Origin of the sequence: Myxococcus qinghaiensis (assembly GCF_024198215.1) — a bacterium.
Lineage (GTDB): Bacteria > Myxococcota > Myxococcia > Myxococcales > Myxococcaceae > Myxococcus > Myxococcus qinghaiensis.
In genome coordinates this window covers 98,688-123,085 of the sequence record NZ_JAKCFA010000012.1, presented here as the reverse complement: position 1 = coordinate 123,085, position 24,398 = coordinate 98,688, and the positions used below count along the sequence as shown (strand labels likewise).

Below are 24,398 nucleotides of genomic sequence, written 5' to 3'. Positions count from 1 at the left end.
CGTCAGCTCCGCTTCGCCAGCGCGGGCGCCGCGTCGTCCGGGTTCTCGTAGACGATGACGCCCGGGGGCGGCTCGGGGAGGGCGGGGGTGCTGGGCAACAGCGCGCTGCTCGGCATGGGCCACGCGCCGGTGGCCACGGCGAGCTTCCCCGACGTCACCACGCATATCGACGTAAGGAACGTGCAGATGTACGAGATGATGCCCATGTCTCCGAACACCTGATTGATGTAGCAGACGAGGGCGCCGACGATGACCATGGCGGCGGTGCGGTGCTCGGCGACGTTCGAGCGATGGTAGGAGCGCACCGCGAGGTAGATGGTCACCACCAGGTACATCCACACGCCCGTGTAGCCGACCATTCCCCCGAAGGCGAACAACCCCAACAGGGAGTTGTGCGGGTGGTAGCGGTACTGGGGAAACACGAAGGCGATGTTGGGCAGCGGAATCGGCTCCAGGAACTCATGGCCGTAGCCGGTGCCGAGCAGCGGGAACTGGGTCCACGTCGCGATGACGTCCAGGTTCTCGATATCGCGGTAGTCCAGGTTGCCTTCGCCACCCTCACCGTCGATGAGCGAGCGGACCTTGTGCACGGGCGCGAAGGCGCCGCCGCGCGCGTTCCACCCCACCGCGAAGTAGACGACCATCAGCGGGGCCAGCAGCACCATGCCGCGCGTGAAGGTGCGCTTGATGGGGGGCCACGGGGTGATGAGGTAGCCGGCCATGAGACAGCCCACGAAGCTGACGTAGGCGAGCCGCCGGTCGTTGTACATCATGCCCATGAAGATGCAGAGCATGAGGAGCAGCCCGCGCAGCGCGTGAGCGCCCTTGGGCTTCTCCAGGAAGCGCATCGTCGCCACCAGCAGGGCGAAGTTGAACGTCATCGAGTCCGAGTGACACGTGGTGTACTCGACGAAGACGCCCATGGAGGGCACGACGATGGCGCCGAAGTAGACGCTGATGGCGGCCTTGGTCAGCCCCGCGGCGATGACAGCGCGCGCGAAGATGGGCCAGTCCTCCGGCCCGCGCATCGCATAGTGATACATGGCGACGATGAACGGCATCATCGCGGCCTGGTGCCACTGCCACAGCGAGTTCTTGAAGTCCCCGCCGCGCATCACCCCGCGCACCTCCATGAAGAGGATGGCGATGAGGGACAGCGTCACCACGGCGATGAGCGGCCGGGGCATGGGCAGCGCGGGCGGGTCGATTTTCGACTTCGTCACCCGCCGGTACATCGCCAGCCCCAAGAGGCCGACGATGAGCACGTCGACCAGGGGGAAGCGCAGGGCGCCAATCTTGGTGATGTAGCTGAGCTGGGCGAAGAGCAGCTCACCCAGGGGGTGGAGCGGTGAGGGCCAGAAGCCGGACTGGGGGCGCTCGGGGACGTAGTCCACGGCGAGGACCAGGTAGGTGACAATGAGGACCGGGTAGCGGACCGGGACTTTGAGAATCAGCCAGACGACGCCCACCAGCAGGGCTGGGGCCAAAGCGACCACAGGGTGAAGGAGGGCCCCTCCCACGGTGGCGAGCACCAGGAAGCCAAGCAGCGCCACGAAGCGCAGGTAGGAGGGGCGGTCCGGGGCGTACGTCACGACGCGGTGGAGGCTACATCTGGAGGGCCGGTTGGGATAGATGAAGCCTCACGTATGCCTGCTCCCAGACCACGCGTCCTTCTGATTGCCGAGCTGTGCAACCCCGACTGGGTGAGTGTCCCGCTGGAAGGCTGGTCGCTCTACCGCGCGCTGGCCGAGGTGGCGGACGTGCACCTCGTCACCCACGTGCGCAACCGGGAGAACATCCTGAAGCAGGGGGTGCAGGAGGGCTCCCAGTTCACCGCGCTGGACTCCACGCCGGTGGAGAAGCCGCTCGACAAGGTGGGGCAGCTCTTGCGGGGCACGGCGGGGGTGGGCTGGACGACGGCGACGGCGTTGAGCGTGCTGCCGTACTACTACTTCGAGGAGGTGCTGTGGCAGCGCTTCGGCGCGCGCATCAAGGCGAAGGAGTTCGACCTGGTGCACCGCTACACGCCCATCAGCCCCACGACGCCGAGCACCCTGGCGCGGCGTTGCAAGGCGGCGGGGGTGCCCTTCGTGATGGGGCCGCTCAACGGCGGGTTGCCGTGGCCCAAGGGCTTTGGTGGGGCGCGTCGGCGGGAGAAGGAGTGGCTGAGCTACGTGCGGGACGCGTACAAGCTGATGCCCTTCTACAAGTCCACGCGGGAGAACGCGGCGGCCATCATCACCGGCTCGCGGGCGACGCGGGGGCAGGTGGCGGACACGTGGCAGGACAAGACGGTGTACGTGCCGGAGAACGCCATCGACCCGAAGCGCTTCGGCACGTCGAAGTCGGAGGGGAAGGTGGAGCTGCCCTTGAGGGTGGCGTTCGTGGGGCGCTTCGTGCCGTACAAGGGCATGGCCATGCTGATGGAGGCGGCGGCGCCGCTCATCCGTGAGGGCAAGGTGGTGCTGGAGTACATCGGCGACGGGCAGGAGATGCCGAACCTCAAGGCGCAGGCGGCGCGGGAGGGCATCGAGTCCGGGGTGACGTTCGCCGGGTGGGTGAAGCATCAGGAGCTGCAGGGGCGGCTGTCGAAGAACCACGTGTTCGGCTTCCCGAGCGTGCGCGAGTTCGGCGGCGCGGTGGTGTGCGAGGCGATGGCGCTGGGGTTGGTGCCCATCGTGATGGACTACGGCGGCCCGGGGGAGATTGTGAGTCCGGCCACGGGGTTCGCGGTGCCCATCGGCACGCCGGAGGAAATCGTGGCGAGGGTGCGCGAGGTGCTGACGAAGCTGGTGGCGGACCCGTCCGTCATCCGCCCCATGGGTGAGCGGGCGCGGGAGCGCATCTTCAAGTACTTCACTTGGAAGGCGAAGGCGGAGCAGGTGGTGGAGGTGTACCGCTGGGTGATGAGGGAGCGCGAGAAGCCGGACTGGGGCATGCCGCTGGCGGACTGAGGCGTGTGTCACTTCCGGTGCCTCCAGGCCCAGGCCTGGGGGCTCCAGGTGGCGTCGTGGTCCTCCAGGAGGACGGGGTCCAGGAAGCCGCGCACCGCATCGCCGAGCACCTCCAAGGTCTTCCAGGGAAGGTCGTCCTGCTCGGCCATGGCGCGGTAGGGCCCGCGCCACCCCGTGGGAGGGGATGGCAGGAAGAAGGGCAGGGAGTGCGTCTTCCGGAAGGTGAAGGTCCGAGTGAAGGCCGCACGCAGGCGGCTCGCTTCGATGGCCCTCACCGTCCCGAGCAGCGCCAGGTCCGGGAGGTCCTTCACCCGGGTGTTGGGGCGCGCGCGCGGCAGGGTATAGGCGTGGAGCTTCTCCGCGAGATGCGTCTCGAGGGGATAGAGGCGGAGCCGGGGTGGAGGGATGCCCGCGAAGCCCAGCGCGTCCTCCGCGTCGAGGATATCGGGCTCTCCAACCAGCGGGTCTCCGAAGGCCACGTCGACGCCGAAGGGCTGGCCGAACAGCTCACGTTCGATTCGGCACTCGGCTCGGAAGCGCCGTCCGTCATACCGCAGGCCCTCGGTCTGGATTTCGGGATGGCTCGGGTCGAGCCGCAACTCGAAGCGCATGAAGTCGCCGAGGTCGAGCTGCCCTGCTTGTTTGAGGCGTGAGAGGAGGTCTTTCGGGCTTCCCGTGAGGCGCAAGTCCACGTCGCGCGTCGTGCGTGCTCGTTCGAGCCGCAGCTCCAGCACCAATCCTCCCTTCAAGGTGACGGCATCGCCGAAGGACTGAGCGGCGCGCGCGAGAAATCGATGGAAGACAAGGAGCTGGCGCCGACGGCTGAAGTCATCCCCGTGTTTCGAGGACCTCCTCAGTCGTTGCTCGAGAGCATTCTTGAAGGCGCCGCCCGTCAGGTAGCGGCGGGTGCTCATCTCTTCCGGCGTCCTGTCGGTGAAGTGGCGTCCTGGATTCGCGCGACGTCGGACTTGCGGATGAGCCCTCGGTCGAGGGCCTGGGAGATGGCTTGATGCAGCAGCTCCGGTGAGAGCTGCGCGCGGGCGCAGTCCTGCAAGGTGCGAAGCGGCGAGGTCACCGGAATCGCGGCGGGCCGGGAGCGCTCCGCCCTGGTGACATCGGCGTGGTGGAGCACGACGCCTGGAGGAACTCGGAAGCGGCGGTGTTTCCAGTCCGCGGGCAAGGTCAGGTGGATTCGATTCGGTAGCACGTCGGAGAGCTGATGCAGGGAGAGTGCCGTCTCGTGAGAGAAGACGCCCTGCTGCTCAGACCAGAGCCAGACGGTGACGAGCGCTTCATCCTGGGCGAGAGGATAGTGCACCAGCCGGTACACCCCTCTCCGGATTCGGACGACCTTGCCGATGCGCACATAGTGCACGAGGAGCTGTGGCGAATAGCCCGCCTCCGCCGCCTGCTTCGTCGTGAAGAGGCCCGCCTGTCCCAGGGCGAAGTCGAAGAGCCGATTCCAGTCCGGCGTCCGGGCGCGCTTGCGAGCCATGCACGAAACTAAAACCTGATTTGAGTTTCGTGCAAGGTCGGCAGGAAGCCCGCACGAAACTAAAATGTCCTTTGAGTTTCGTGCGGAACGGGCCTGCGCCTCGGGTCACTTCCGGGTCTGCTTCACGATGACCGGGTCCGGGGGCGGTGGGGGTGGCAGCTCCAGCAGCTCCACCTTGACGCGCACGGTGTGGTTGGAGCGCAGCAGGATGTCCGCGCGGGCGTAGGTGTTGAAGTCCGGGTGCTCGAACCGCAGCGTGTACGTGCCCGCGGGCAGAAGGGGCAGGCGATAACGTCCCTGCTCGTCCGTCACCGCTGAGAACTCACCGATGAAGTTCGCCGAGGTCGCGATGACCGCTACGTCCGGGACGGGCTCGCGGCTCTTCACGCCGATGACAGTCCCGATGAACACGCCGGGTGGCGGTCGCTCGAGACTCTCCGCTCTCGACAACATCGGCACTGCGACCCACATCACCAACATGCACAAGAGATAGGGCGCGATGAGCTTCATCATGGAAACCTCGGACGGACTCGCGAGCGAGGTGTCCATGTTCCCGACCGCGCCCGCCCCCGAGCCTCACGACCGGCTCGTCACCGCATCACGGTTTCCGCATGACTCCAGGCGCATCGCTTCGCTTCAGCGCTTCGTGATGCTCGACATCGACGTCCGTGAGGCGTGCTCCTCCACGAGGTCGAGGAGGCGCTGCTCGGGCGTCCCTGGCGCCAGCTCCGCCAGCGACTGAAAGCCGCGAGGCTGACCCTTGAACTCCAGGGCCCGATGCGTCGGACCGCGGGCTCTGCATCACCTCCGACGCAGGCACCCGCGACGTGCGCAGGCTGATGAGCGGTGCGTTGCGCAGGCTCATGACGTCGACGAACTCCGGGACGTCGTTGATCCGCTCCTCCGTCTCGGCCCCCATGCGGATGGGCACCCCTGTGCCCACCATCGCGATGCGCCGGAGGAACTCCTGGTCCACCTGGACACCCGTCGTGATGGAGCCCACGTCGACCGTCGGCCCGCTGCTCCCCACCTCCAGTGTCTCGATGGGCCCGGTGGCTCGCCCCGCATCGAGCTCCACCACGGGACGGCTCGGGCTCCTCGTCACCGTGGGCCGGGTGCGCGCTTCACCCGCCCGTGCTCCCTCGTTGACAATCAACGTCACGTCCGTGACGGGCCCCTGACTCCGCTCGACGGGGACATCCTCGGCCTGCGCCCAGGCAGCCGGCGCCACCATCCACACGAGTCCACACAGCACTCCACGAAGGACGGACTTCACGTGGTCAACCTCGAAGCATCGAGTGGACACCCTCAACTGGAAGCTCCCCGAGATGATCTCCCCACGAGCCCCCCGGCTTCATCATGGTTCCGTCATGGTTGCCGACGCGGCGCGGCGGATCCACGCCAGGAACACCCGACCCTCGCGCCAGCCGCACCGTGCGAAAGCCGACCTTCCGCTCGGACCGACTCCAACCGGATGACGGGGACTCACTAGCCTTCCGTCCCATGCGCTTGCCCATCCTGGCGTCCATCCTGTCGCTGCTGTGGTCCGGTGTCTCCGCCGCCCATCCCCGCCCCGGTCCGGTCTGGGCCGAGAGCGCCATGGTGAAGATACGGCCCCAGACGCCGCCTCGGGTCGAACGCGAGGTCGAGCTGGTCGGCGCCCGGAACGAATACCTCTCCTTCCAGGTGGGCCTGCACGGCGGCGTGTCGGGCCTCAAGGGCGTCCGCGTCCGCCTGCCGGCCCTGTGGAACGGCCTGCGCCGCATCGACGGGGCGAACATCCTCCTCTACCGCGAGGCCCTCCTGGATATCACCCGGCCCACCCCGCCCGACGAGCCGGGGCGCTGGCCGGACGGGCTGATTCCCGACGTGGACGAGGTCGTCGGCGAGCAGCGCTCGGCCTTCCCGTTCGACGTCCCCGCCCAGGAGGCTCGCGCCGTCTGGGTGGATGTGCGCGTGCCTGAGAGTGCACGCCCCGGGCACTACCTCGGCCTCGTCGAGGTGTCGGGCCAGGGCTTCCGCGAGTACCTGAAGGTCCGCGTCACCGTGGTGGACGCCACCCTGGCCAGCACGTCCCCCCTGCGCACGGCCTTCCTCTTGTGGCCGCCCCACGTCTGCCGCGCCTTCACCGGCAACCCGAGCTGCCCCGTGGACACGCAGGTGCACCTGCTCAAGCAGTTCCACCGGCTCGCGCTGTCCCACCGGTTCACCCTGGCGAGCGCGTTCCCCCGGCTCCCCGAACAGCCCACGTGGGACCTGCCCGACTACGACACCTTCGATGAACGCTGGGGCCCGTTCCTCGACGGCTCGGCGCCCAACCCGCTGCGCGGTGCGCGCATGACGAGCCTCCAGTACCTCGGGCCCGCCACCGCGCCGGACCTCGCGGACTTCCAGGACGAGGCCCGCGCCCGAGGCTGGCTGCGCCGCTCCTTCGACTACGTGGGCGACGAGCCGCCCTATGGAACGACGTGGGAGGCCGTCGCCGAGCGGGCTCGACTCACGCGCTCGGTGGCGCCGGACCTGCGCACGTTCCTCACCGCCACCGTGACGGAGACGGAGTCACACGGGCTCATCGAGGACATCGACATCCTCAGCGTCCTGGTGAACTTCATCGACGGGACGCAGCCCCCGTACGAGGGCAACCAGCGGCCGAAGTACGACGGCTTCCTGGCCCGGCCGAACCGTGAGCTGTGGCTGTACCAGAGTTGCATGAGCCACGGCTGTGTGGAAGGCGAGCCACCGCCTCCGGAGAACCAGCCGGGGCAGGGCTGGCCCTCGTACATGGTGGACCGCTCGGCGGCGAAGGCGCGGGGCATGCAGTGGCTGACCTTCCGCATGGGCGCCACCGGCGAGCTGTACTACCAGACGGTGGGGCTGCTCTCCACGGCGTGGACCACGCAGTTCCGTTTCAACGGCAACGGCGACGGCACGCTCTTCTATCCGGGGCTGACGTCCATCATCGGAGGCACCACGGACGTGCCGCTGCCGTCCATCCGGCTGAAGCTCATCCGCCAGGGCCTCCAGGACTACGAGTGGCTGAAGCGGGTGAGTGACGCAGGAGACCCCGCGTTCGCGAGACAGGTCGCCGAGCAGCTCATCCCCCACGCGTGGGCCATCCCCGACGACGGGGCGCTGTTCGAGCGCGCCCGTCTCAAGCTCATCCGCCGCTACCTGGAGCTGCGCGCACGAGGGCACTGACTAGAGCACCGGGGGCGCCTGGTCGTAGTCCATGCTCTTCAAGGGGGCGAGTGACTCGAAGCGGTCCTGCCGCTGGTCAATCGCCGCCGCCTTGCGGATGAGGTCACCCAGCTCGCTCACGTCCTGTCGCTCCTTCAGGGCCACGCCTTGCCACAGCTCCAGCAGCGAGGCGTACGTCAGCGGACGCGTCCAGTAGGAGCCTCGGAGCTTCTCCGCGAAGGCCGCCGCCACATAGGCCAGGCGTGTCGTCGACCTGGCCAGGGCATAGTCGGCTCGCAGCGCGGTGACGGGCAGCTTTGTCTCCAGCTCCTTCGAGTCTCCGCCCTCCGGCGTCTTGTAGCGGATGCGCAGCGTGCCCACCTGCGTCGCGCCCTCGCGCAACTTGACTTCGTAGAGCGCGGTGACGGCGTGGCCCGCGCCCACTTCGCCCGCGTCCACGCGGTCATCGCGGAACGCCTGCTTCGTGAGCATCCGGTTCTCGTAGCCGAGCAGCCTGTAGAGGGACACATCCTTCGGGTCGAACTCCACCTGGAGCTTCACGTCCTTGGCCACCACCTGGAGCGTGCCGGTGAGGTTCTGCACGAAGATGCGGTGGGCCTCCTTCAGTCCATCCACGTAGGCGTAGTTGCCCTCACCGACGTGGGACAGGCGCTCCATCAGCGCGTCGTTGTAGTTGCCCATGCCGAAGCCCACCGTGGACAGGGTGATGCCTTGCGCGGCGAAGTCCTTCACCTTCGCCCAGATGCCGTCCGCGTCGGAGACGCCCACGTTGGCCACGCCGTCCGAGCAGAGGATGCCGCGGTTGATGCCTCCCTTCATCCGGTGCTCCGAGGCGATTCGATAGCCCAGCTCCAGGCCCTCCTGCGCGTTGGTGGAGCCCTCGCTGTAGAGCCCGTCGATGGCCGCGAGCAGGCGGTCCTGCTGCGTCGCGCTCGTGGGCGAGAGCACCTGACGGGCCTGGGAGCCGTAGACGACGATGGACACGAAGTCCCGCTCATCCAGTTCCTCCACCAGCATCCGCAGCGCGCGCTTCACCAGCCCGAGCCGGTTCTCCAGGTTCATCGAGCCGGACACGTCGATGACGAAGACGAGGTGGCTCGGCTTGCGCTGTGCGTCGCTCACCTCGCGAGCCTTCACGCCGATACGCACCACCTGGTAGCCCTTGCGCACGGGAGAGGGAAAACCTTCTACGTGGATGCCGAACGGCGCGTCCTGCGCGTCCGCGTAGCCGTAGTCGAACGTGTTGACGAACTCCTCCACGCGCACGCCCTGCTCGTCCGGAAGGGCCTGTCGCTCCAGGTACGCGCGCGTCAACGTGTACGAGGCCGTGTCCGTGTCGACGGAGAAGGTGGAGAAGCGCTCCTCCTCGGTGTTCACCGTGGGATTCACCCCGTGGCCCTTGAAGTACATGTCGAGGAACCGGTCGCCGTTCGGTGGGACGAGGGGCGCGGGGGCCTCGGGCGCCGGGCTGTGCGGAACGGGGAGGGCGACGGGCGTGGCCGCCGGAGGCGCTGGGTCGGAAGCGTGGCTGACAAACGAGCCTGGCGGTGGGCCGTTGACGCCATAGGCGCGGCGGGACTCGACGAGGCCGGCGGGGCCGATGCCGTAGCTGGTGTTCGGGATGTTGGGGGAGATGGGACCGGGGGTGGCGACGGGGACTCCGTACTCCTCGTTGTTGCTCGTGCCCGCGAGGGAATCATAGGTGCGAGAGACGCCGCCCCGTCCTCCGGGCCGAGCGACGGCGATGCGCTTGATGAACTCCTGGTCCACATTGACGCCCGTCATCGTGCTGCTCACGTCGATGATTTGCCGTGCGCCGGGAGGTGCCGTGCTGACGACCTCCACGCCTTCGCCGCGAGAGTCCTCGGGGAGCAGGCTCACGTCGGCACGGTGGATGCGCCCTGCCTTGACGCGAACCTGGTGCCGGATGCCGGGATGGAACTGCTTGCCCACGAAGCGCAGTGTGTAGACGCCCGGAGGCAGCAGGGTCATCCGGTAGCTGCCCCAGGTGTTGGTCTTCGTCGTCCACGAGCCCGGCCGCTGCGGCGAGGTCGCGGTCACCTCCACGTCAACGACGGGCTTTTGACTGCGTGAGTCGATGACCGTGCCAATGAGCGTGCCCGTGGCCGCCTGTGCCACCGCGGGCAGGGCGAACAGCAGCAAGAGGCCATACAGCGCCCCGCGATTGAAGAGCTTCATGACGTCCACCTCGGTGCTTCGAGAGGCGGCCATCGTCCGTGAGCCGCGCCTCGCGAACCGCACACGCGCCTCGTGGCTTCGTCATCGTTTGGTCATGGGGCATTCCAACCAACCCTCACGCGGCAAGGACCTGTCCGGGTGTCCTTTTCGAGGCTTCACGGGTGATGCCGTGGATGCTCTGTTGCGGCGTCCTCTCGGCGGCAGGAGCTCTCATGCGGAGTCGCTCGCGGTCTTTCCCGGCGTTCGTCGTCTTCCTCTGTGGGCTGCTCACGGCGGGGCCCGCGGTGGCCCAGGGCTCGCTGCGTGAGCGAATCGACGCATTCGTCCGCGCGGAGCAGAAGCGGCAGGGCGTGGTGGGGCTTGCGGTGGGAGTGGTGCAGCATGGGCGCGTCGTGCTGGCGAAGGGCTATGGCTCCGCGAACCTGGAGCACCGCGTCCCGGTGGGGCCGGACACGCTCTTCCAGTCGGGCTCCGTGGGGAAGATGTTCACCGCGATGGCGGTGATGACCCAGGTGGAGGCGGGCAGGATTTCGCTGTCGGCCCCCCTCACGAAGTACTTCCCGGATGCTCCCGCCGCGTGGGCGTCCATCACCGTGCGCCACCTGCTGAATCACACCTCCGGCATCCAGGACCTGGAGGGACAAATCGACGAGCGGAAGGACTACACGGACGAGGAGTTCGCCCGGTTCATCTACGCACTACCCCTCGACTTCCCGGCGGGCGTGCGGTGGAGCTACAGCAACTCCGGCTATGTCCTCCTGGGCCTCCTGGTGAATCGCGTCGCGGGGAAGCCCTACGTCGACGTCCTCGGAGAGAAGGTCTTCAAGCCCGCGGGCATGAAGACGGCGCGCGGCATCAGCGAGGACGACATCATCCCCCGTCGCTCCTCCGGCTATCGGCTGGTGGGCGGCGAGCCGAAGCACCAGACCTGGGTCTCGCAGTCCCTCAACACCACGGGAGATGGGGCGCTCTATTTCTCCTTGAAGGACGTGCTGGCGTGGGACGCCGCCGTGCAGCAGCGCTCCCTGCTGAGCGAGGAGAGCTGGCGCGAAATCCTGTCCCCCGCGCGGCTCAACAGCGGCGCCACGCAGCCGTATGGTTTTGGCTGGCAGCTGTTGGAGCGCAACGGCAAGCCCCTGCATCAGCATGGCGGTGCGTGGCAGGGCTTCCGTGCCATCTACTCCCGCTTCTTGGGGGACTCGCTGTCCATCATCGTGCTGGCCAACACGGACCGGGCCAGCCCCGCCAGATTCGCGGAGGGCATCGCCGCCCTCGTCAACCCCGCGCTCGCTGTGCCGAAGCTCGCGCCCATCGAGGACGCTGAGCCACAGGTCACCGCCCAGCTCACGACGTTGCTCGAGGAGGTGCGGGCGGGGACGGTGGACCGTGCCCGCTTCGCATACGCCCCGAAGTGGCTCGTGGACCAGGCGCTGCCGCACTTCAAGGAGCTGCTCAGGCGCCTGGGGCCCGCGGGGCCGCTGGTGCTGGCCCAGCGGGAGGTGGTGGGCGATGACCGCGTCTACACGTACCTGGTGCGCTTCGGCGCCGACACCCATGTCTTCTCGGTGTCGCTCATCCCGGACGGCCGTGTGTCGCTCCTCCGCGTGAGCGAGAAGCCGAACTAGCGAGGTCGCGAGGCTTCAGCGGAGCGAACGACTCAAAGCGGTCCTGGCGCAGGTCACGTGAGCCCGCTGTGAGCGACTCGAAGCGGTCCTGGGACAGGTCGCGTGAGCCCGCTGTGAGCGACTCGAAGCGGCCCTGGGACAGGTCGCGTGAGCCTGCTGTGAGCGACTCAAAGCGGTCCTGGGACAGGTCGCGTGAGCCTGCTGTGAGCGACTCAAAGCGGTCCTGGCGCCGGTCGCGTGAGGCCGCTTCGAGGAGGGGGCCTCACGGCTCGCGGAGGTACTCGGCGGTGCTGCCTGGAGAAGGAAGCGCGCGCGGCTCAGCGGCGGGCCGCGCCGGGGGCTCTTGGGCCCTTCGGCGCCGGGGACGGGATGGAGTCGCAGCGTCATCGACATCCCGGGCATGGCGGGGGAGACGTTGTACCGAGGGGGCGTGTCGCTGACGGAGGGCTCCTTCGTCACGGGCCCGGCCTCGGCCTCGGGCTCGAACCTGGACGTGCCAGAGTCATTGCCCTGGCAGCGAGTGACTGGACGGGCGGCGTCGGGGCACTTGACCCACTCCTCGCTCACGTTGAGGCACGTGTTCAGGGCGCCCACGTCGATGTGGGGTGGCTTGCCGATGACCTCCACCGGTTCGGTGAGGAGGAGCGGCAGCGTGATGTTGACGCGGAGGGTGCGGTTCAGCCGCAGTTGCACGTTGTCGCGCATGAAGGGCTGGTACGACTCCTTCTCGAACACCAGGGTGTACGTGCCGGGCGAAAGCTCGGGGACGCGATAGGTGCCCTGGGCATCGGTGAGGACGACGAGGTCACCCGGGAACGTGGGCGACGTCACCGTGACGACCACGTCGGCCATGGGCTGAAGGCTCCGTGCCTCGACGACCGTGCCGACCAAGGCGCTGCTCTGCGCGAGCGCCTGCGAGCCGAACAGCCCCAGGAGTCCACACAGCATCCGGGGAATGACAGCGTTCACGAGGCCCGCTCCTGTGTTTCGAGAGGTGGCCATCATCCAGAGAGCCCGTGCCTCGCACCGCACGCGAGGCTCCAGGCTCCATCATGGTTTCCGCATGAACCGGGCCCCCAAGGAGCCCGGCGCATCAACAGCAGCTCAGGGGCGCTCGGCCTCGCGCGAGGTGCGCACCCACTCGCCGCGCTTCTCCGCGCCGGGGCCGCGCAACATCAGCCCCACCTTCCACAGCACGTACACGGGCGCCCACGCCAGGTCCAACAGGCCGCGAGGCCCCACGCCGGACACCCACCAGCCACGCAGCACGTACGCGCCCAGGCTCATCAGCCCGAAGCCCGCCAGCGCCGAAGCCCACACCGCCGTGCCACCTGACAGCCACACCAGCACCGACGCCGCCACCGCGCTGCCCACCGCCGCGAGCACCAACTGGCTCAAAGGCGGCACCAGCACGTCCATGGACAAGTCCAACAGCAGCCCGCTCCGCTGCTTCAGCGCGTCCTTCAGGAGCGGCCAGCCGTGCAGCTTGCGCATCTGGCTGCGCCCACCCTCCCAGCGCTGGCGTTGCGAGCGGCTCTGCTTCTCCGCGGAGACCATCTCCCCCTGCACCTCCGCCTCCCAGGCGTAGTGCACGCGGTGGCCCTTGCGGCCCAGGCGGATGCCGTACTCCAAGTCCTCCACCACGCTGAAGGCGTCGTGCGGCACCTCGCGCAGCACCGCGTGCGTGAAGCACATGCCGTTGCCGCGCAGGCCGCAGGACACGCCCATCGCCTCGCGCCCCAGCGAGCGCACCTTGTGGAACATGCCCAACGCAATCGTCATCAGCCGCGTGCGCCACGACGCCGTCGGGTTCATCACCCCGTAGTGCGCCTGCGCCGCGTGCGCGCCGTCCGCGAGCCGCCGCGCGTACGCGTGCAGCAGGTTGGGGGACACCACCGTGTCCGCGTCCACCACGACGACGGCGTCAGCGAAGCCGTCCTTCTGGCTGAACTCGAAGGCGTACGCGAGCGCATAGCCCTTGCCGCGCTTCTCCGTGTCGTGCCGCTCCAGCACCGTGGCGCCCGCCTCGCGCGCCTTCTGGGCCGTGGCGTCCGAGCAGTTGTCCGCCACGACGAGGATGCGCCGCAGCGCCGCGGGGTAGTCCACCGCGGACAGGTTCGCCACGGTGCGGGCGATGCCCAGCTCCTCGTTGTGCGAGGGAATCACCACGTCGAACTTGCGCGTGGGCGCGGGAGGCACCGGCGCCGCGCGCCGCCACGACAGCAGCGTCAACAGCAGCAGGTAGCCGCACGCCACCGCCACCGGCAACAGCGCCACGCACAGCGCCAGGTCCACCCAGGTCCACACCGTCACGAGTCTCTCCCCCTAAGCGCGCGCTAGCGCCGCTCCAGCTCCGCCAGCACCGGGAGCTTCAGGATTCGCTCCACCTGCCACTTCTCCAGGATGCGCCTGCGGATGATGTCCAGCGCCACCGCCGCGAAGATGCCCATGGCGATGCCACCCACCACGCCCGCGGCGATGATGAGCTGCACCTTCGGCTTGGACGGCTTCTCCGGAAACTGAGGCGGCGCCAGCACGCTGAAGCGGTGCTTCATCGACGCGCGCGAAATCTCCAGCTCCGTCTTCGCCTGGTCCAACCGCCGCATCTTCTCCTGGTGCCGCATCACCAGCATGCGCACCCGGTCCGCCGCCACCGACACCTCCGGGTTGTCCGCCGTCGTCGGCCCGCCGAACGTCGCCGCGCCGAGCAGCGGCCCCGTCGTCCCCTGCTCCAGCTCGCCCGGGTCTCCACCGCTGCGCATGTACTCGTTGATGAGCTCGTTGAGCTCCGAGCGCAACGCCACCAGCTGCGGCGAGTCCTCCGTCAGCGCGACGATGCGCTGCTCCAAATCCGTGATGAGCGGGTGCTGCGGCGAGTAGATGACCCGCTGCTCCGCCAGCTGGTTGCGCAGCTCCGTCAGCCGCCGCGCGCGGAACTCCTCCACGTCGGAGATGGCCCGGCGCTTGGTCTGCACCATGAACCGCATCTGCGCGAGCAGGTGGTTGGTGTTGATGCCCAGCCCCGCCTGCGCCTGGGCCTGCGCGTTGCGGCCGCCGCGCGTCGCCGCCTTGGCCTCGTCGCGCTTGCGCCGGGCCTCCACGCGCTTCACCGTCGCATCCAGGTCCGCGATGGCCTTCTTGATGCCCTCGCCCTCGTCAATCACCTGCTTGTCGAGGATGGTGATGGCCTCCGACACCGCGCCCATCTCCGCCGCCTGCCGCATCTCCAGGAAGTTCTTCTGCGCCGCTTCCACGATGTTGAGCGCCAGCTGCGGGTCGCTCCAGTCCACGCCGATGGTGACGGTGCCCGTGCCACCCTCCACCATGACGAGCATGGCCTGCTCCAGCATGGCGGTGAGCGCGTCGTGCTTGTCTTCCTCCGACATGGGCGGAGGCGGCTTGCGCGTGAGCGTCTCCTTCAGCTTGCTCATGGGCGAGCGCTGCAGCTCCCAGTACTCCACCAGCTTCGCGTCCCGGACGATGGCCTTGATGTTGTCCGTCTTCATCACCATCTCCCACGCCGCGCGCGTGGGCTGGTCCGCGTCCACCGGAATGGAGCGGCCCGGGTTCGCCAGCGAGGCGATGATGAAGTTGCGTTGCGTCAGCATCCGCGTTTCGACGTGGTACTTGCGCGGCATGATTTTGCTGACGCCCGCCGCCAGCCCCGACACCGCCGCCATCACCACCAGCGCCAGGAACCAGTGACGCAGCACCGCGTTCTTCACGAAGAAGACCGCGTCAATCGCGAAGCCCCAGTCGATGAGGTCCGAGGGCGCGTTCGTCTCCACGCGCTCCGGCGTATACGCCGGGCGGGGAGGGACGGCCTGCGGACCCCGAGGCCCGGGGGCCGGCATCGTCACGACGTCCTCCTCGCAGCGGCGCTCTTCAGGAGCTGGCCCACCCGACGGGAGAACTCATCCTGCGTGAAGGGCTTGCCCAGGTAGCTGTTGGCTCCCGCCTCCTCGGCGTGCGCCTTGTCCTCCGGCAAATCCCTCGCGCTCACCACCAGCACCGGCACGTCCTCCATGCCCTTCTTGCGCCGGATGTGCTCGCACAAGTCGTAGCCGGAGATATCCGGCAGCGTCAGGTCCAGGCACACGAGGTCCGGACGCGCCGCCGCCTCCAGGTGCTTGAGCGCGGCCTGGCCATTGGGCAGCTCCACCACGTTCTTGAATCCCATGGCACGCAGGTAATCGCCCAGCATCTTCCGAAAGAAGGGCGCGTCCTCCACCAGGAGAACCGTGTGCAGTTGGGGCTCCATCCGTCGTCAGCCTTTCTTCTCAGTCACGCTCAGTCGAAGCCGAGCCGTGGCACCCAGACGATGACGCCGTAGGTGTATGCCGCGTTGAAGAGGATCACCCACAGGATGGCCTTCTTCAGTCCCCTCATCGGGTTCTCATCCCTCGCCGCGATGGCCGGAAGGGTGATGGTGAGGAAGAGGACTGACATCAGGATGAGCTTCGCCATGGGTCCAGCCTCAGAGGATACCAGTTTGACGCAGGGACAGGCCCAGCGCCGCCGCCCACTGGAACCGGGCCGCCGGTAGCTCGGGCGAGCGGCTCCACGTCCCCCGGGTGTCGGCATCCACCGACATCCAGCTGTTGAGAATCCAGGATGCCGTGACTCCGCCGGACACCAGCCGGTCGCCTGTCGCGCCGCCCACCGCGAAGGCGGTGCCGCCCGTGGTGGCCACGCGCACGCGGGGCCCCAGGGCCCACGTCCCCGTCACGGTGAGGTCCGCTCGAGGGTACACGCGCGCCGTCAGCCGGTCCGTGAAGGGCGACACCCGCACGCCCACCCGCCCGTCGAAGTCCGCGGTGCGGGAGGGGATTCGGTGGCCCACCGCGAGGGTGAGGTTGGGCAGCAGCTCCGTGCGGGGCCCGGTGTCGGGCGTCTCGCCGCCGGGCTCCGGGTCCGGGTCGACTCCCGCCGCTGTCAGGGAGCGGACGATGCTGGCCCCGGCGCCGGCCTCCAGGGACGTCCTGCGCGTCATCCGCCGCGTCCAGCTCTCCGTCAGCGTCACGACGGTGTTGTTGGCGCCGGTGGAGAAGCGCGCGTGCGTGACGGCGGCGGACGTCGTCAGGGCGCTGAGCGAGGACAGCGCGTGGCTCAGCGACGTGTCCAGGCGCGGGCCGTACTGCAGGGGCACCGCCTCCCGGGCCGGGCCGTCCAGGCCGCCGCTGACGGAGAAGCCGGTGGTGGCGGACAGCTGCCAGCGCCGGCCCAGCCAGCTCGTCTCGCCGGTGAGCGAGGTGGCGGACGACACGAAGTGGACGGTGTCCGTCTCCGGGAGCGGCTGGAGCGGACCGCCACCCACGGGCGGGCGCAGCGGGCCGTCTGGGTCTATCGGGTCCGGGTCGAAGTCCGGCAGCGCGTCCGTGGTGAGCAGGTTGACGCTGCCAATCACCAACTCCTCGCTCAGCCGGAAGGACAGGCCGCGCTCGGGACGCCAGAGGGCGGCGAAGCGGCCCACGTGCTGGACCTCGGTGCGCGCCTGGGCGGTGACTTCGCGCAGGCTGATGCGCGGGGCGTAGTCCAGCTGGAGGGTGGTGTTCCCCTCGCGCCGCTCCAGGCCCACTATCGGCGTGAAGTCGGTGTCACCGGCGATGGAGGGCGCGTCCTCCTGAGCGGCGTCTTCGTTGGAGCGCACGCGTGAGTCCACCCGCACCGACGCGGTGTAGGTGATGGCGGTGGAGGAGACCTCCAGCCACATCGCGGTGAGCGCGGCCCCCAGCACTGCTCACTCCACCACCACCACGTCACCAGGGCGCAGCCGGAATGTCGGCGCGCGCCCCTCGGCGTGGATGAGGTCCTGGTAGCGGAAGCGGATGCGCAGCGGGCCCTGTCCGTCCTCGTGGCGCATGACGAAGATGCGGTCCTGGTGCGCGTATTCGGTGAAGCCGCCCGCGCCGGCCAGGGCCTGCAGGAGGCTTGCGCCCACGTCGATTTCCAGCGGGCCGATGCGGTTGACCTCACCCACCATGGTCACCTTGATGGGGCGCGCCATCTCCAGCGCCACGGTGACGACGGGGTGGTTGATGTAGTCCTTCAGCCGCGTCTGGATTTGCTGCGACAGCATGGCCGGGCTGTGGCCCGCGGCCTCCACGTCGTCCAGGAAGAGCAGGCTGATGCGCCCGTCGTCGCGCACGCGCGCCTGCGTGGTGAGCGACTCCTGGTTCCACACGCGGATGTTGAGCAAGTCCCCCGCGGCGATGCGGTAGCTCGCGTCGAGCGGGGGCGGCTTCTCCTGGTACTCGTCCACCCAGGTGTACTTGCCCAGCCCGCTGCACGCGGAGGCCACGAGCAGCAGCACGGCGCACGCGAGGACGCGCGGCGGGAGGTGGAGCGCGGGGCGATGGGTGCGGTGCGGGGACGACATGGGCTCTGACGGTTTCCTCTAGGGGGCGGGGGCGACGGCGATGACGGCCGGCGCCGATTCGGGGTTGCCACGGCGGCGCGCCAGCTTCACCACCGCCAGGACTTCTCCCGGCCGTATCGCGCCGAGCGCCAGCACGCCGAAGACATACAGCGCGGCCTCCACGCCCAGCCGGGGCCAGTCCGCAAGCGAGTAGAGCACTGTCCGGTCCAACGCGACGACGACCACGCAGACGACGGCGGTCTTGGCCACCATGACGAGCAGCCGGCGGTCCACCGCGGAGCGGCCCATGCGGCCGAGCATGATGACGGTGATGACCACCTCCATCAGCAAGAGGGAGATGGCGGTGCCCGCCGCGCCGCCGCCGTCGCCGTAGGCCGCGTGCAGGCGCGGCACCAGCATGAGGTTGAGCAGCGGGTTGAGCAGCAGGCTGCCGAAGATGCTGGTGCCCGTCACCCACCACTCGCGGTTCGTCATGGTGAGCCAGGCGCCGCACGTCATCGTCACGAAGGCGAGGACGAACAGGGGCGACTGGAGCCGCAGGAGGTTCACCGCCAGCGAGTAGTCCTTGCCGAGCAGGCCAATCCACAGGGGCGCGCCCATGACGATGAGCATCATCATGGGGACGGTGACGGCGAGCGTGCCCTCCAGCGCGCGGCGGGCGATGGCGCTGACCTCGTCCTCGGAGCGCGCGGCGGCGCGGGACATCAGCGGCAGCAGCACCCAGCCCATCACGGGGTTGAGGGCGAAGGTGACGTTGGAGATGCTCCACGCGGCGCTGTACCAGCCGACCTCCTCGTGGTTGCCGAGCATCCCCAGAATCATGATGTCCAGGCGCCCGTTCGTCGCGAGCGCCGCGGCGGTGAGGAAGTAGGGCAGGCCCGCCTTGAACACCCGCCACGTGGCGGGGAAGTCGACGCGGAACACCAGGCCCATGTGCTGGCGCGCCAGGTGCCAGCCGATGGCCAGCTTGATGGCCTCCGACGCGACGACGGGCACCGCGAGCCACGGCAAGGGCAGGCCCAGCACGCCGACGGCGAGCAACCCTCCGCCCCACACCACCTTGGTGACGACGTTGGAGATGGACAGCCCCGCGACCTTGCCCTTGGCGTGCAGCAGTGCCGCCATGGACGCGTTGCACATGACGAGCAGCTGCGCGACGCCGAAGACGTAGACGAGCGCGCGCATCTCCGGCGGGTCGTCCCGGTAGCCCATGACGAGCGCGAGCGCGCCCATGAGGACACCGGTGAGCACCAGCCGCACCAGCATGGAGGCGCCGAAGAAGTCGCTGGCGTGCTCGGGCCGGCGCGACACCTCCTTGCGGATGTACATCTCCAGGCCGAGGTTGGTGGCGATGAAGAAGATGGCCGAGAAGCTGTCCGCCCAGTTGAAGCGCCCGAAGGCCTCCGGGGACATGTAGTGCGTCAGCAGGGGCCGGATGCCGAAGGCGATGGCGTACGTCACCAGCAGCGAACCGCCGAGCTGCAGGCCGTTGCGCACCGCGCCCATCGCCTCGTGGGAGCGCTCACGCTCCTGGGCGTCATGCTGATTGGATTCGCTGTGGGTCGTCACGGTGGGAGCGGGCCTCCCGGCAATTGGCCGGACAGCCCGTGTGCATAGAAGACGAGCGGGGGCGGCACGTCAATGCCGCCCCCGAGGAAGTCAGGCCGCCTGGAAGCCTAGCTGGCCCCGCGACCGGTGATGACGACGGGCACCGTCTGGAGGAGCAGCCGCAGGTCGCTCGTCAGGGTCCAGTGGTCGATGTACTGCATGTCCAGGTACATCCACTCCTCGAACGAAATCTGGTTGCGACCGGAGACCTGCCAGATGCAGGTGAGGCCCGGGCGCACCGAGAGGCGGCGGCGCTGCCACGTCTCGTACTTGGCGACTTCGTTGGGTACGGGCGGGCGCGGGCCGACGATGCTCATCTCGCCGCGCAGCACGTTGATGAACTGGGGCAGCTCGTCGATGGAGAACTTGCGGATGAAGCGGCCGATGCCCGTGATTCGCGGGTCGTTCTTCATCTTGAAGACGGGGCCGGACTGCTCGTTCTGCGCGGCCAGCTTCTCCTTCAGCTCCTCCGCGTTCACCACCATGGAGCGGAACTTGAGCATGTAGAACGGCTTGCCGTTCTGCCCGACGCGGTACTGCTTGAAGAAGATGGGGCCCTTCGACGTGAGCTTCACCACGAGCGCCACGAAGCCCAGGAGCGGCAGCAGCATCCACAGCGCGACGGCGGACACGCAGATGTCGAACAGGCGCTTCATCGCCATCTGGTGCGGCTTGGGGCTCACCGCGGCGAAGTGCAGGAAGCCGTCCGCCACGGCGCGGCTGTCCACCGGGCGCGCGCGGTCCAGGCGGAAGCTGTGCGCGGGCAGCGCGAAGGGGACGCCGAAGCGCTCGGCCAGCTTGATGGACGCCTGCATCGCCTCGCCCTGCTTGAGCGTGTTGCCGGCGATATAGACTTCGTCCACGGCGGTGTTGCGCAGGATGTGCTCCAGGTCGTCCACCGTGCCGAGCACCTTGGCGGGCAGCTCGCCGATGGAGCCCGTGTCGTCGTGGAAGCGCACGTAGCCGATGAGCTGGCGGCGGCCGCGGCGCGCCAGGTCCTCGCCGGAGTAGCGGCCCATGGCGCCCGTGCCGACGATGACGACCGTGTCCGTGGGGCGCTCCTGCGAGGCCACCGAGCGGAAGACGAACAGCCGGAGCAGCAGCGCCACCGGCCAGAAGACGATGAGCAGCGGGGCGAGGCCGGGGACCTTCATCGTCTCCGGCAGGGACAGGTGCACCACGGCCAGCACCGTGACGACGGCCAGCGTCGTCACCGACACGAGGGCCACGTGGTCCAGCTTGCTGCGCTCCGCGAAGCGCGAGTCGTACAGACACAGCGCGGTGCCGGTGATGATCCACACGACGAGCGACGTGAGGATCAACGCGGGCAACAGCCAGCCGGGCTGCGCCAGCAGCAGGCCGTCCATCCACGCCGAGGCCGCCAGCACCGCCGACATCAGGACCAGGTCCACCGTGAGGTTGAGCTTCGCCGCGAAGCCGGGCGCCAGCTTCGGCCCGGGAACCAACTCCTCCGCGACCCCCATGTTGCCCTGAGCGGATGCCGACCCAGGAGCACCGACCGCCGCACCAGTACTTGCGCTGCTCATCGTGTCCACCCCCCTCTACCTGCTCGCTGAGTGTTCAGTTCCGGTAGAGGATGCCGTTGAGGCTGAAAATCTTCAAGTCGGAAAGAACTGCTTTTTGCCATGCTTGTGCGGCGCGTTGCAACCCCCCGCACGGTGAGTAAGACGTGACGTCGTGTGAAATCTTTGGATCATGCGACTCGCGTCGTACCTCGTGGGGTCCCAGCGAACACCGGAAGCCGCCCCTTCACTTCCCCGGGTGGAGGCGCGGTCCTGGAGACTTTGCATCTACGGTGCCGGTCTGACGCGGAGAGTACGGTGGTGATGACGGGGCTGGATGCATGGCTTTGTGAGTCAGGAGTTTCAAGGGGTTAGCCCAATTCCAGCCGTTCAGGGTGGGTGTAGACGTTGAAGCGGCCGTTCCGGACGAACGTCGCGAGCGTCACGTTGGAACGCAGGGCCAAATCGATGGCCAGCGTGCTGGCGGCGGAAACACCCGCAACGACTGGGATTCTGGCCATGACGGCCTTCTGGACGATTTCGAAGCTGACGCGTCCGCTGACCGCGAGCACCGTGGGCTGACGCGTCAAGACAGTGGCGGGCGCCGGGGCCGCGCGGATGGCCCCGGACAGCACGAGAGCGCCCACCACCTTGTCGACGGCGTTGTGGCGGCCCACGTCCTCGAAGGAGGCGAGCAGCTGGCCCTCCGCGTCGAGGGCGGCGGCGGCGTGGACTCCGCCGGTTCGGGCGAAGTTGCGCTGCACGTCGCGGAGGCGCTCGGTGGCGCGGGCGACGACGGCTGGTGGGAGCCTGGGGCCTGGGGCGAGGGTGACACAGCGGGAGAGCAGGTCGTCCACGCTGCGCCGCCCGCAGACGCCACAGGCGGAGGTGGTGAGCGTTCCTCGGCGGGTGGCTCGGATGGGTTCGGAGTCAATGGTGACTCCCGGGGCCGGAGTGACTTCGAGCACATTGCCCCAGCCTTCTTCGCCTGGCCGGCCGCAGTGGGCGAGGGTGCCCAGGTCCTCCGCGCTTCGGATGAGGCCCTCGGCGAGGAGGAAGCCCACGGCCAGCTCGCGGTCGTGTCCGGGGGTCCGCATGGTGGTGGCCAGGGTATCGCCGTTGACGCGCAGCTCGAGCGGCTCCTCGACGGCGATGGAGTCTTCTTCGGCGGGCAGCAGGGATGCGCCGTTCCACCGGTACACCGGTCGGGTGCCCACGCCGCGTGCATCCACGGGAGGGAGGGGGGCGCGGCGGGGAGGGCGCAGGTGTTCGAGGAGGGCGTCCGCGATGGCGTCCGTGTCGAGCGGGGAGAGCAGGCGCGCGGTGGACGGGCTGGTGGTGAGTGCGTCCGTGACGAGCGCGAAGACGTCAGGCCGTGAGGCGGAGAGCGGCGGGCCGATTCCCTCGCGCCACACCTCCAGCTTGGGGAGGGGGCCGTCCTTCCAACCTTCCACGAGCACCAGGTCCAGCGTGCCGGCGAGGCGCGTAAGGAGTTCGGGCAGGGCCTCCGTGGGAGCGGTGGCGGTGGTGAGCTGCACACCCGCGGGAGTGGCGAAGCCGGTGAGGCACGCGCCGGCTTCCTGGAAGCGGGCGGTGTCGCTGCCAGCGCGGTGGAGTGCGTGTGCGTCCGAGGAGTGCTTCACGGCGGCGACGCGCAGGCCTCGCGTGGCGAGCAGTGGGAGCAGCCGCGTGAGGAGCGTCGTCTTCCCAGCGCCGGACCAGCCGACGATGCTGAGAGCAGGCACTCGGCTCATGGTGAGGTGTCCGATGCTGTGTCCACCGCCTGGTGGTGGGGACGGTCGAGCATCTCGACGGCGCTGAGGGCGGGTACGCGGCTCACGGCGCGGTGCACGAGGCGGCCGAACTGCTCAACGGCGCTGGGCGCGGGCACGCGGCTCATGGCGTGATGTCCGAGGGTGCGTCCACCGCGTGGTGGTGGGGACGGTCGAACAGCTCCACCTCGATGAGGTCGTTCTCGTTGAAGTCAGCGCGGCCCGGAGGGAGGACGGCCCAGCCGTCTGCCTGGACGTTCTGGAGAATCTGTCCGGCGCCCTGGGGGCGCAGCAGCGCGCGGAGGCCGTCGTCGCCGTACTCCAGCGTGGCGGTGATGAGGTAGGTCAGTCCTGCCTGCTTGTGGCGAGCCTCGGACAGGCGCGCGCGGACGCGGCGGCGCGCTTCGAGCACGCCCTGATGCTTGAGCAGCAGCGGCCGCGCGAACTGGTCGAAGGCGACCGTGGCCGCGCCCGGATTGCCCGGCAACACGACGATGGCGGTGGTGCCCAGGCGAGCGACGGCCACGGGCTTGCCTGGCTTCAAAGCCACGCCGTCGACGAAGAAACGCGCCCCCATCGCCGCGAGCACGCGCTTCACATGGTCCTTGTCCCCCACCGAGGCGCCACCCGTGGTGATGAGCACGTCCACCTGCGGCGCGAGCCGCGTCAATGCCTCACGCAGGGCGTCCTCGTCATCGCGGGCCCGGGCCATGTGGAGAACTTGTGCGCCCGCTTCACGCGCGAGCGCGGCGACCAGGACCAGGTTGCTCTCATAGACCTGATGCGCGAGCGCGGGCTCACCCGGACGCACGAGCTCGTCACCCGTGGCGAGCACCGCGACACGGGGCGCCGGCCGCACCTGCACGGTGGTCTCTCCCTGTGAGGCGAGGACCCCGAGCACCGAGGCATTCACGCACTGGCCCGCGCGGAACAGCAGTGCGCCCGCGAGCACCTCCTCGCCCGTGCGACGGATGTCGTTTCCGGGCGCCACGCCGATGAAGAGCTCCACCGTGAGGCCGTCGTCCGACGCGCGCGCGGCTTCCTGGCGCACGACGGCATCGGCCCCCGTGGGAATGGGCGCCCCGGTGAAGATGCGCGCGGCCTCTCCGGGCTGGAGCGCGCGAGCGGGCAGGGCACCCGCATAGATGGTGTCGATGATGCGCAGCCGCGCGGGGCGGTCCCGGTTGGCGCCACGCGTCTCCTCCGCGCGCACGGCCCAGCCATCCATCGCGGAGTTGTCACAGCCCGGCAGCGAGCGCGACGCCCGGACGTCCGTGGCCAGGAAGCGGCCATGGGCGTCGAGCAGGCGCACGGGCTCGGGAGCCGCCGGAGCGAGGGCTTCGAGCGCGGCCTGTCGGGCGGCGGAGAGGGACGTGAGCGGCATCGGGAGCGCGCAGACTACGCTGTGCGCCCTGGCGATTGTCCATTGGACCGGAGGCCGTCTGTTCGGCTGCTGGCCTGGGTGGTGGGCCGGGGCCTGGCGTGGCGAGTCGCCGCCCCCACTGCGGACCCCACCCCGTGGATCGGCTTCATGGCTCAGGCCCGTGCCTGCTTCGGACTCGCGACCTGGGCCCGCTGCATAGGGCTTCCGTGCTCGGATGCTCCACGTGGACTCGCCGCGTTACCCCCCGCATCGGGCTCGAAG

20 protein-coding genes and 1 pseudogene are annotated in these 24,398 nt (G+C 69.0%); 3 read left to right on the top strand and 18 right to left on the bottom strand.

The window, feature by feature from the left end; genetic code table 11:
- Positions 1-2: 2 nt before the first annotated feature.
- Positions 3-1,592: an exopolysaccharide repeat unit polymerase gene (gene wzy, locus LZ199_RS23275; protein ID WP_253995938.1), complete on the bottom strand. Its 1,590-nt coding sequence runs from the start codon at positions 1,590-1,592 to the stop codon at positions 3-5.
- Between the two features lie 54 nt (positions 1,593-1,646).
- On the opposite strand from wzy, the gene epsH reads away from it, so the two are divergent.
- Positions 1,647-2,954: an exopolysaccharide biosynthesis glycosyltransferase EpsH gene (gene epsH / locus LZ199_RS23270; protein ID WP_253995937.1), complete on the top strand. Its 1,308-nt coding sequence runs from the start codon at positions 1,647-1,649 to the stop codon at positions 2,952-2,954.
- 8 nt (positions 2,955-2,962) lie between these two features.
- On the opposite strand, the gene LZ199_RS23265 is transcribed toward epsH, so the two are convergent.
- The 4 genes from LZ199_RS23265 to LZ199_RS23250 form a co-directional block, all read right to left on the bottom strand.
- Positions 2,963-3,868, bottom strand: coding sequence for a nucleotidyl transferase AbiEii/AbiGii toxin family protein (locus tag LZ199_RS23265; protein WP_253995936.1), 906 nt, complete (start codon positions 3,866-3,868; stop codon positions 2,963-2,965).
- The gene (locus tag LZ199_RS23260) at positions 3,865-4,449 is read right to left on the bottom strand and encodes a type IV toxin-antitoxin system AbiEi family antitoxin domain-containing protein (protein ID WP_253995935.1); all 585 of its coding nucleotides are present in this window, start codon (positions 4,447-4,449) and stop codon (positions 3,865-3,867) included. The genes LZ199_RS23265 and LZ199_RS23260 overlap by 4 nt, the downstream gene beginning before the upstream one ends.
- Before the next feature lie 105 nt (positions 4,450-4,554).
- Positions 4,555-4,962 (bottom strand): carboxypeptidase-like regulatory domain-containing protein, encoded by a 408-nt coding sequence (locus LZ199_RS23255; protein WP_253995934.1) that lies wholly within the window; start codon positions 4,960-4,962, stop codon positions 4,555-4,557.
- Between the two features lie 85 nt (positions 4,963-5,047).
- Positions 5,048-5,725, bottom strand: a complete 678-nt coding sequence (locus LZ199_RS23250) for a hypothetical protein (RefSeq protein WP_253995933.1) — start codon at positions 5,723-5,725, stop codon at positions 5,048-5,050.
- A gap of 227 nt (positions 5,726-5,952) precedes the next feature.
- On the opposite strand from LZ199_RS23250, the gene LZ199_RS23245 reads away from it, so the two are divergent.
- Positions 5,953-7,647 carry a DUF4091 domain-containing protein gene (locus tag LZ199_RS23245; RefSeq protein ID WP_253995932.1) on the top strand — a complete coding sequence of 565 codons (1,695 nt, stop codon included), beginning with the start codon at positions 5,953-5,955 and terminating at the stop codon, positions 7,645-7,647.
- On the opposite strand, the gene LZ199_RS23240 is transcribed toward LZ199_RS23245, so the two are convergent.
- A complete protein-coding gene (locus LZ199_RS23240) occupies positions 7,648-9,846 on the bottom strand; it encodes a YfbK domain-containing protein (RefSeq protein ID WP_253995931.1) in 2,199 nt (732 codons plus the stop codon).
- 212 nt (positions 9,847-10,058) lie between these two features.
- Between LZ199_RS23240 and LZ199_RS23235 the strand changes: the two genes are divergently transcribed.
- A complete protein-coding gene (locus LZ199_RS23235; protein ID WP_253995930.1) occupies positions 10,059-11,471 on the top strand; it encodes a serine hydrolase domain-containing protein in 1,413 nt (470 codons plus the stop codon).
- A gap of 15 nt (positions 11,472-11,486) precedes the next feature.
- Here LZ199_RS23235 and LZ199_RS23230 read toward each other — a convergent pair whose 3' ends face one another.
- From LZ199_RS23230 to LZ199_RS23180, 12 genes and pseudogenes are all read right to left on the bottom strand, one after another.
- Positions 11,487-12,440, bottom strand: coding sequence for a carboxypeptidase-like regulatory domain-containing protein (locus tag LZ199_RS23230; RefSeq protein ID WP_253995929.1), 954 nt, complete (start codon positions 12,438-12,440; stop codon positions 11,487-11,489).
- 135 nt (positions 12,441-12,575) lie between these two features.
- Complete coding sequence (epsU, locus tag LZ199_RS23225; RefSeq protein WP_253995928.1) at positions 12,576-13,784, bottom strand: exopolysaccharide biosynthesis GT2 family glycosyltransferase EpsU; 1,209 nt, start codon at positions 13,782-13,784, stop codon at positions 12,576-12,578.
- Positions 13,785-13,807: 23 nt separating this feature from the next.
- Positions 13,808-15,325 (bottom strand): PCP family exopolysaccharide biosynthesis protein EpsV, encoded by a 1,518-nt coding sequence (gene epsV, locus LZ199_RS23220; RefSeq protein WP_253996085.1) that lies wholly within the window; start codon positions 15,323-15,325, stop codon positions 13,808-13,810.
- Positions 15,326-15,327: 2 nt separating this feature from the next.
- Positions 15,328-15,732: an exopolysaccharide biosynthesis response regulator EpsW gene (gene epsW, locus LZ199_RS23215; RefSeq protein WP_253995927.1), complete on the bottom strand. Its 405-nt coding sequence runs from the start codon at positions 15,730-15,732 to the stop codon at positions 15,328-15,330.
- A 29-nt stretch (positions 15,733-15,761) separates the two neighbouring features.
- Positions 15,762-15,938 (bottom strand): hypothetical protein, encoded by a 177-nt coding sequence (locus tag LZ199_RS23210; RefSeq protein ID WP_176433534.1) that lies wholly within the window; start codon positions 15,936-15,938, stop codon positions 15,762-15,764.
- 10 nt (positions 15,939-15,948) lie between these two features.
- Positions 15,949-17,208, bottom strand: a complete 1,260-nt coding sequence (gene epsX / locus LZ199_RS23205; RefSeq protein WP_253995926.1) for an exopolysaccharide export protein EpsX — start codon at positions 17,206-17,208, stop codon at positions 15,949-15,951.
- A gap of 3 nt (positions 17,209-17,211) precedes the next feature.
- Positions 17,212-17,850, bottom strand: coding sequence for an exopolysaccharide export protein EpsY (gene epsY / locus LZ199_RS23200; protein ID WP_253995925.1), 639 nt, complete (start codon positions 17,848-17,850; stop codon positions 17,212-17,214).
- 18 nt (positions 17,851-17,868) lie between these two features.
- Positions 17,869-19,419, bottom strand: coding sequence for an exopolysaccharide biosynthesis flippase (wzx, locus tag LZ199_RS23195; RefSeq protein ID WP_253995924.1), 1,551 nt, complete (start codon positions 19,417-19,419; stop codon positions 17,869-17,871).
- A 107-nt stretch (positions 19,420-19,526) separates the two neighbouring features.
- Positions 19,527-21,014 (bottom strand): exopolysaccharide biosynthesis polyisoprenyl-phosphate hexose-1-phosphate transferase EpsZ, encoded by a 1,488-nt coding sequence (gene epsZ, locus LZ199_RS23190; RefSeq protein WP_253995923.1) that lies wholly within the window; start codon positions 21,012-21,014, stop codon positions 19,527-19,529.
- Positions 21,015-21,352: 338 nt separating this feature from the next.
- Positions 21,353-22,213 carry a formate dehydrogenase accessory sulfurtransferase FdhD gene (fdhD, locus tag LZ199_RS46990; protein WP_407667239.1) on the bottom strand — a complete coding sequence of 287 codons (861 nt, stop codon included), beginning with the start codon at positions 22,211-22,213 and terminating at the stop codon, positions 21,353-21,355.
- Between the two features lie 60 nt (positions 22,214-22,273).
- Positions 22,274-22,735 (bottom strand): annotated as a pseudogene (gene mobB / locus LZ199_RS46985) (molybdopterin-guanine dinucleotide biosynthesis protein B); the annotation flags it as partial.
- A 142-nt stretch (positions 22,736-22,877) separates the two neighbouring features.
- Positions 22,878-24,137: a molybdopterin molybdotransferase MoeA gene (locus LZ199_RS23180; RefSeq protein WP_253995921.1), complete on the bottom strand. Its 1,260-nt coding sequence runs from the start codon at positions 24,135-24,137 to the stop codon at positions 22,878-22,880.
- Positions 24,138-24,398: the final 261 nt, after the last annotated feature.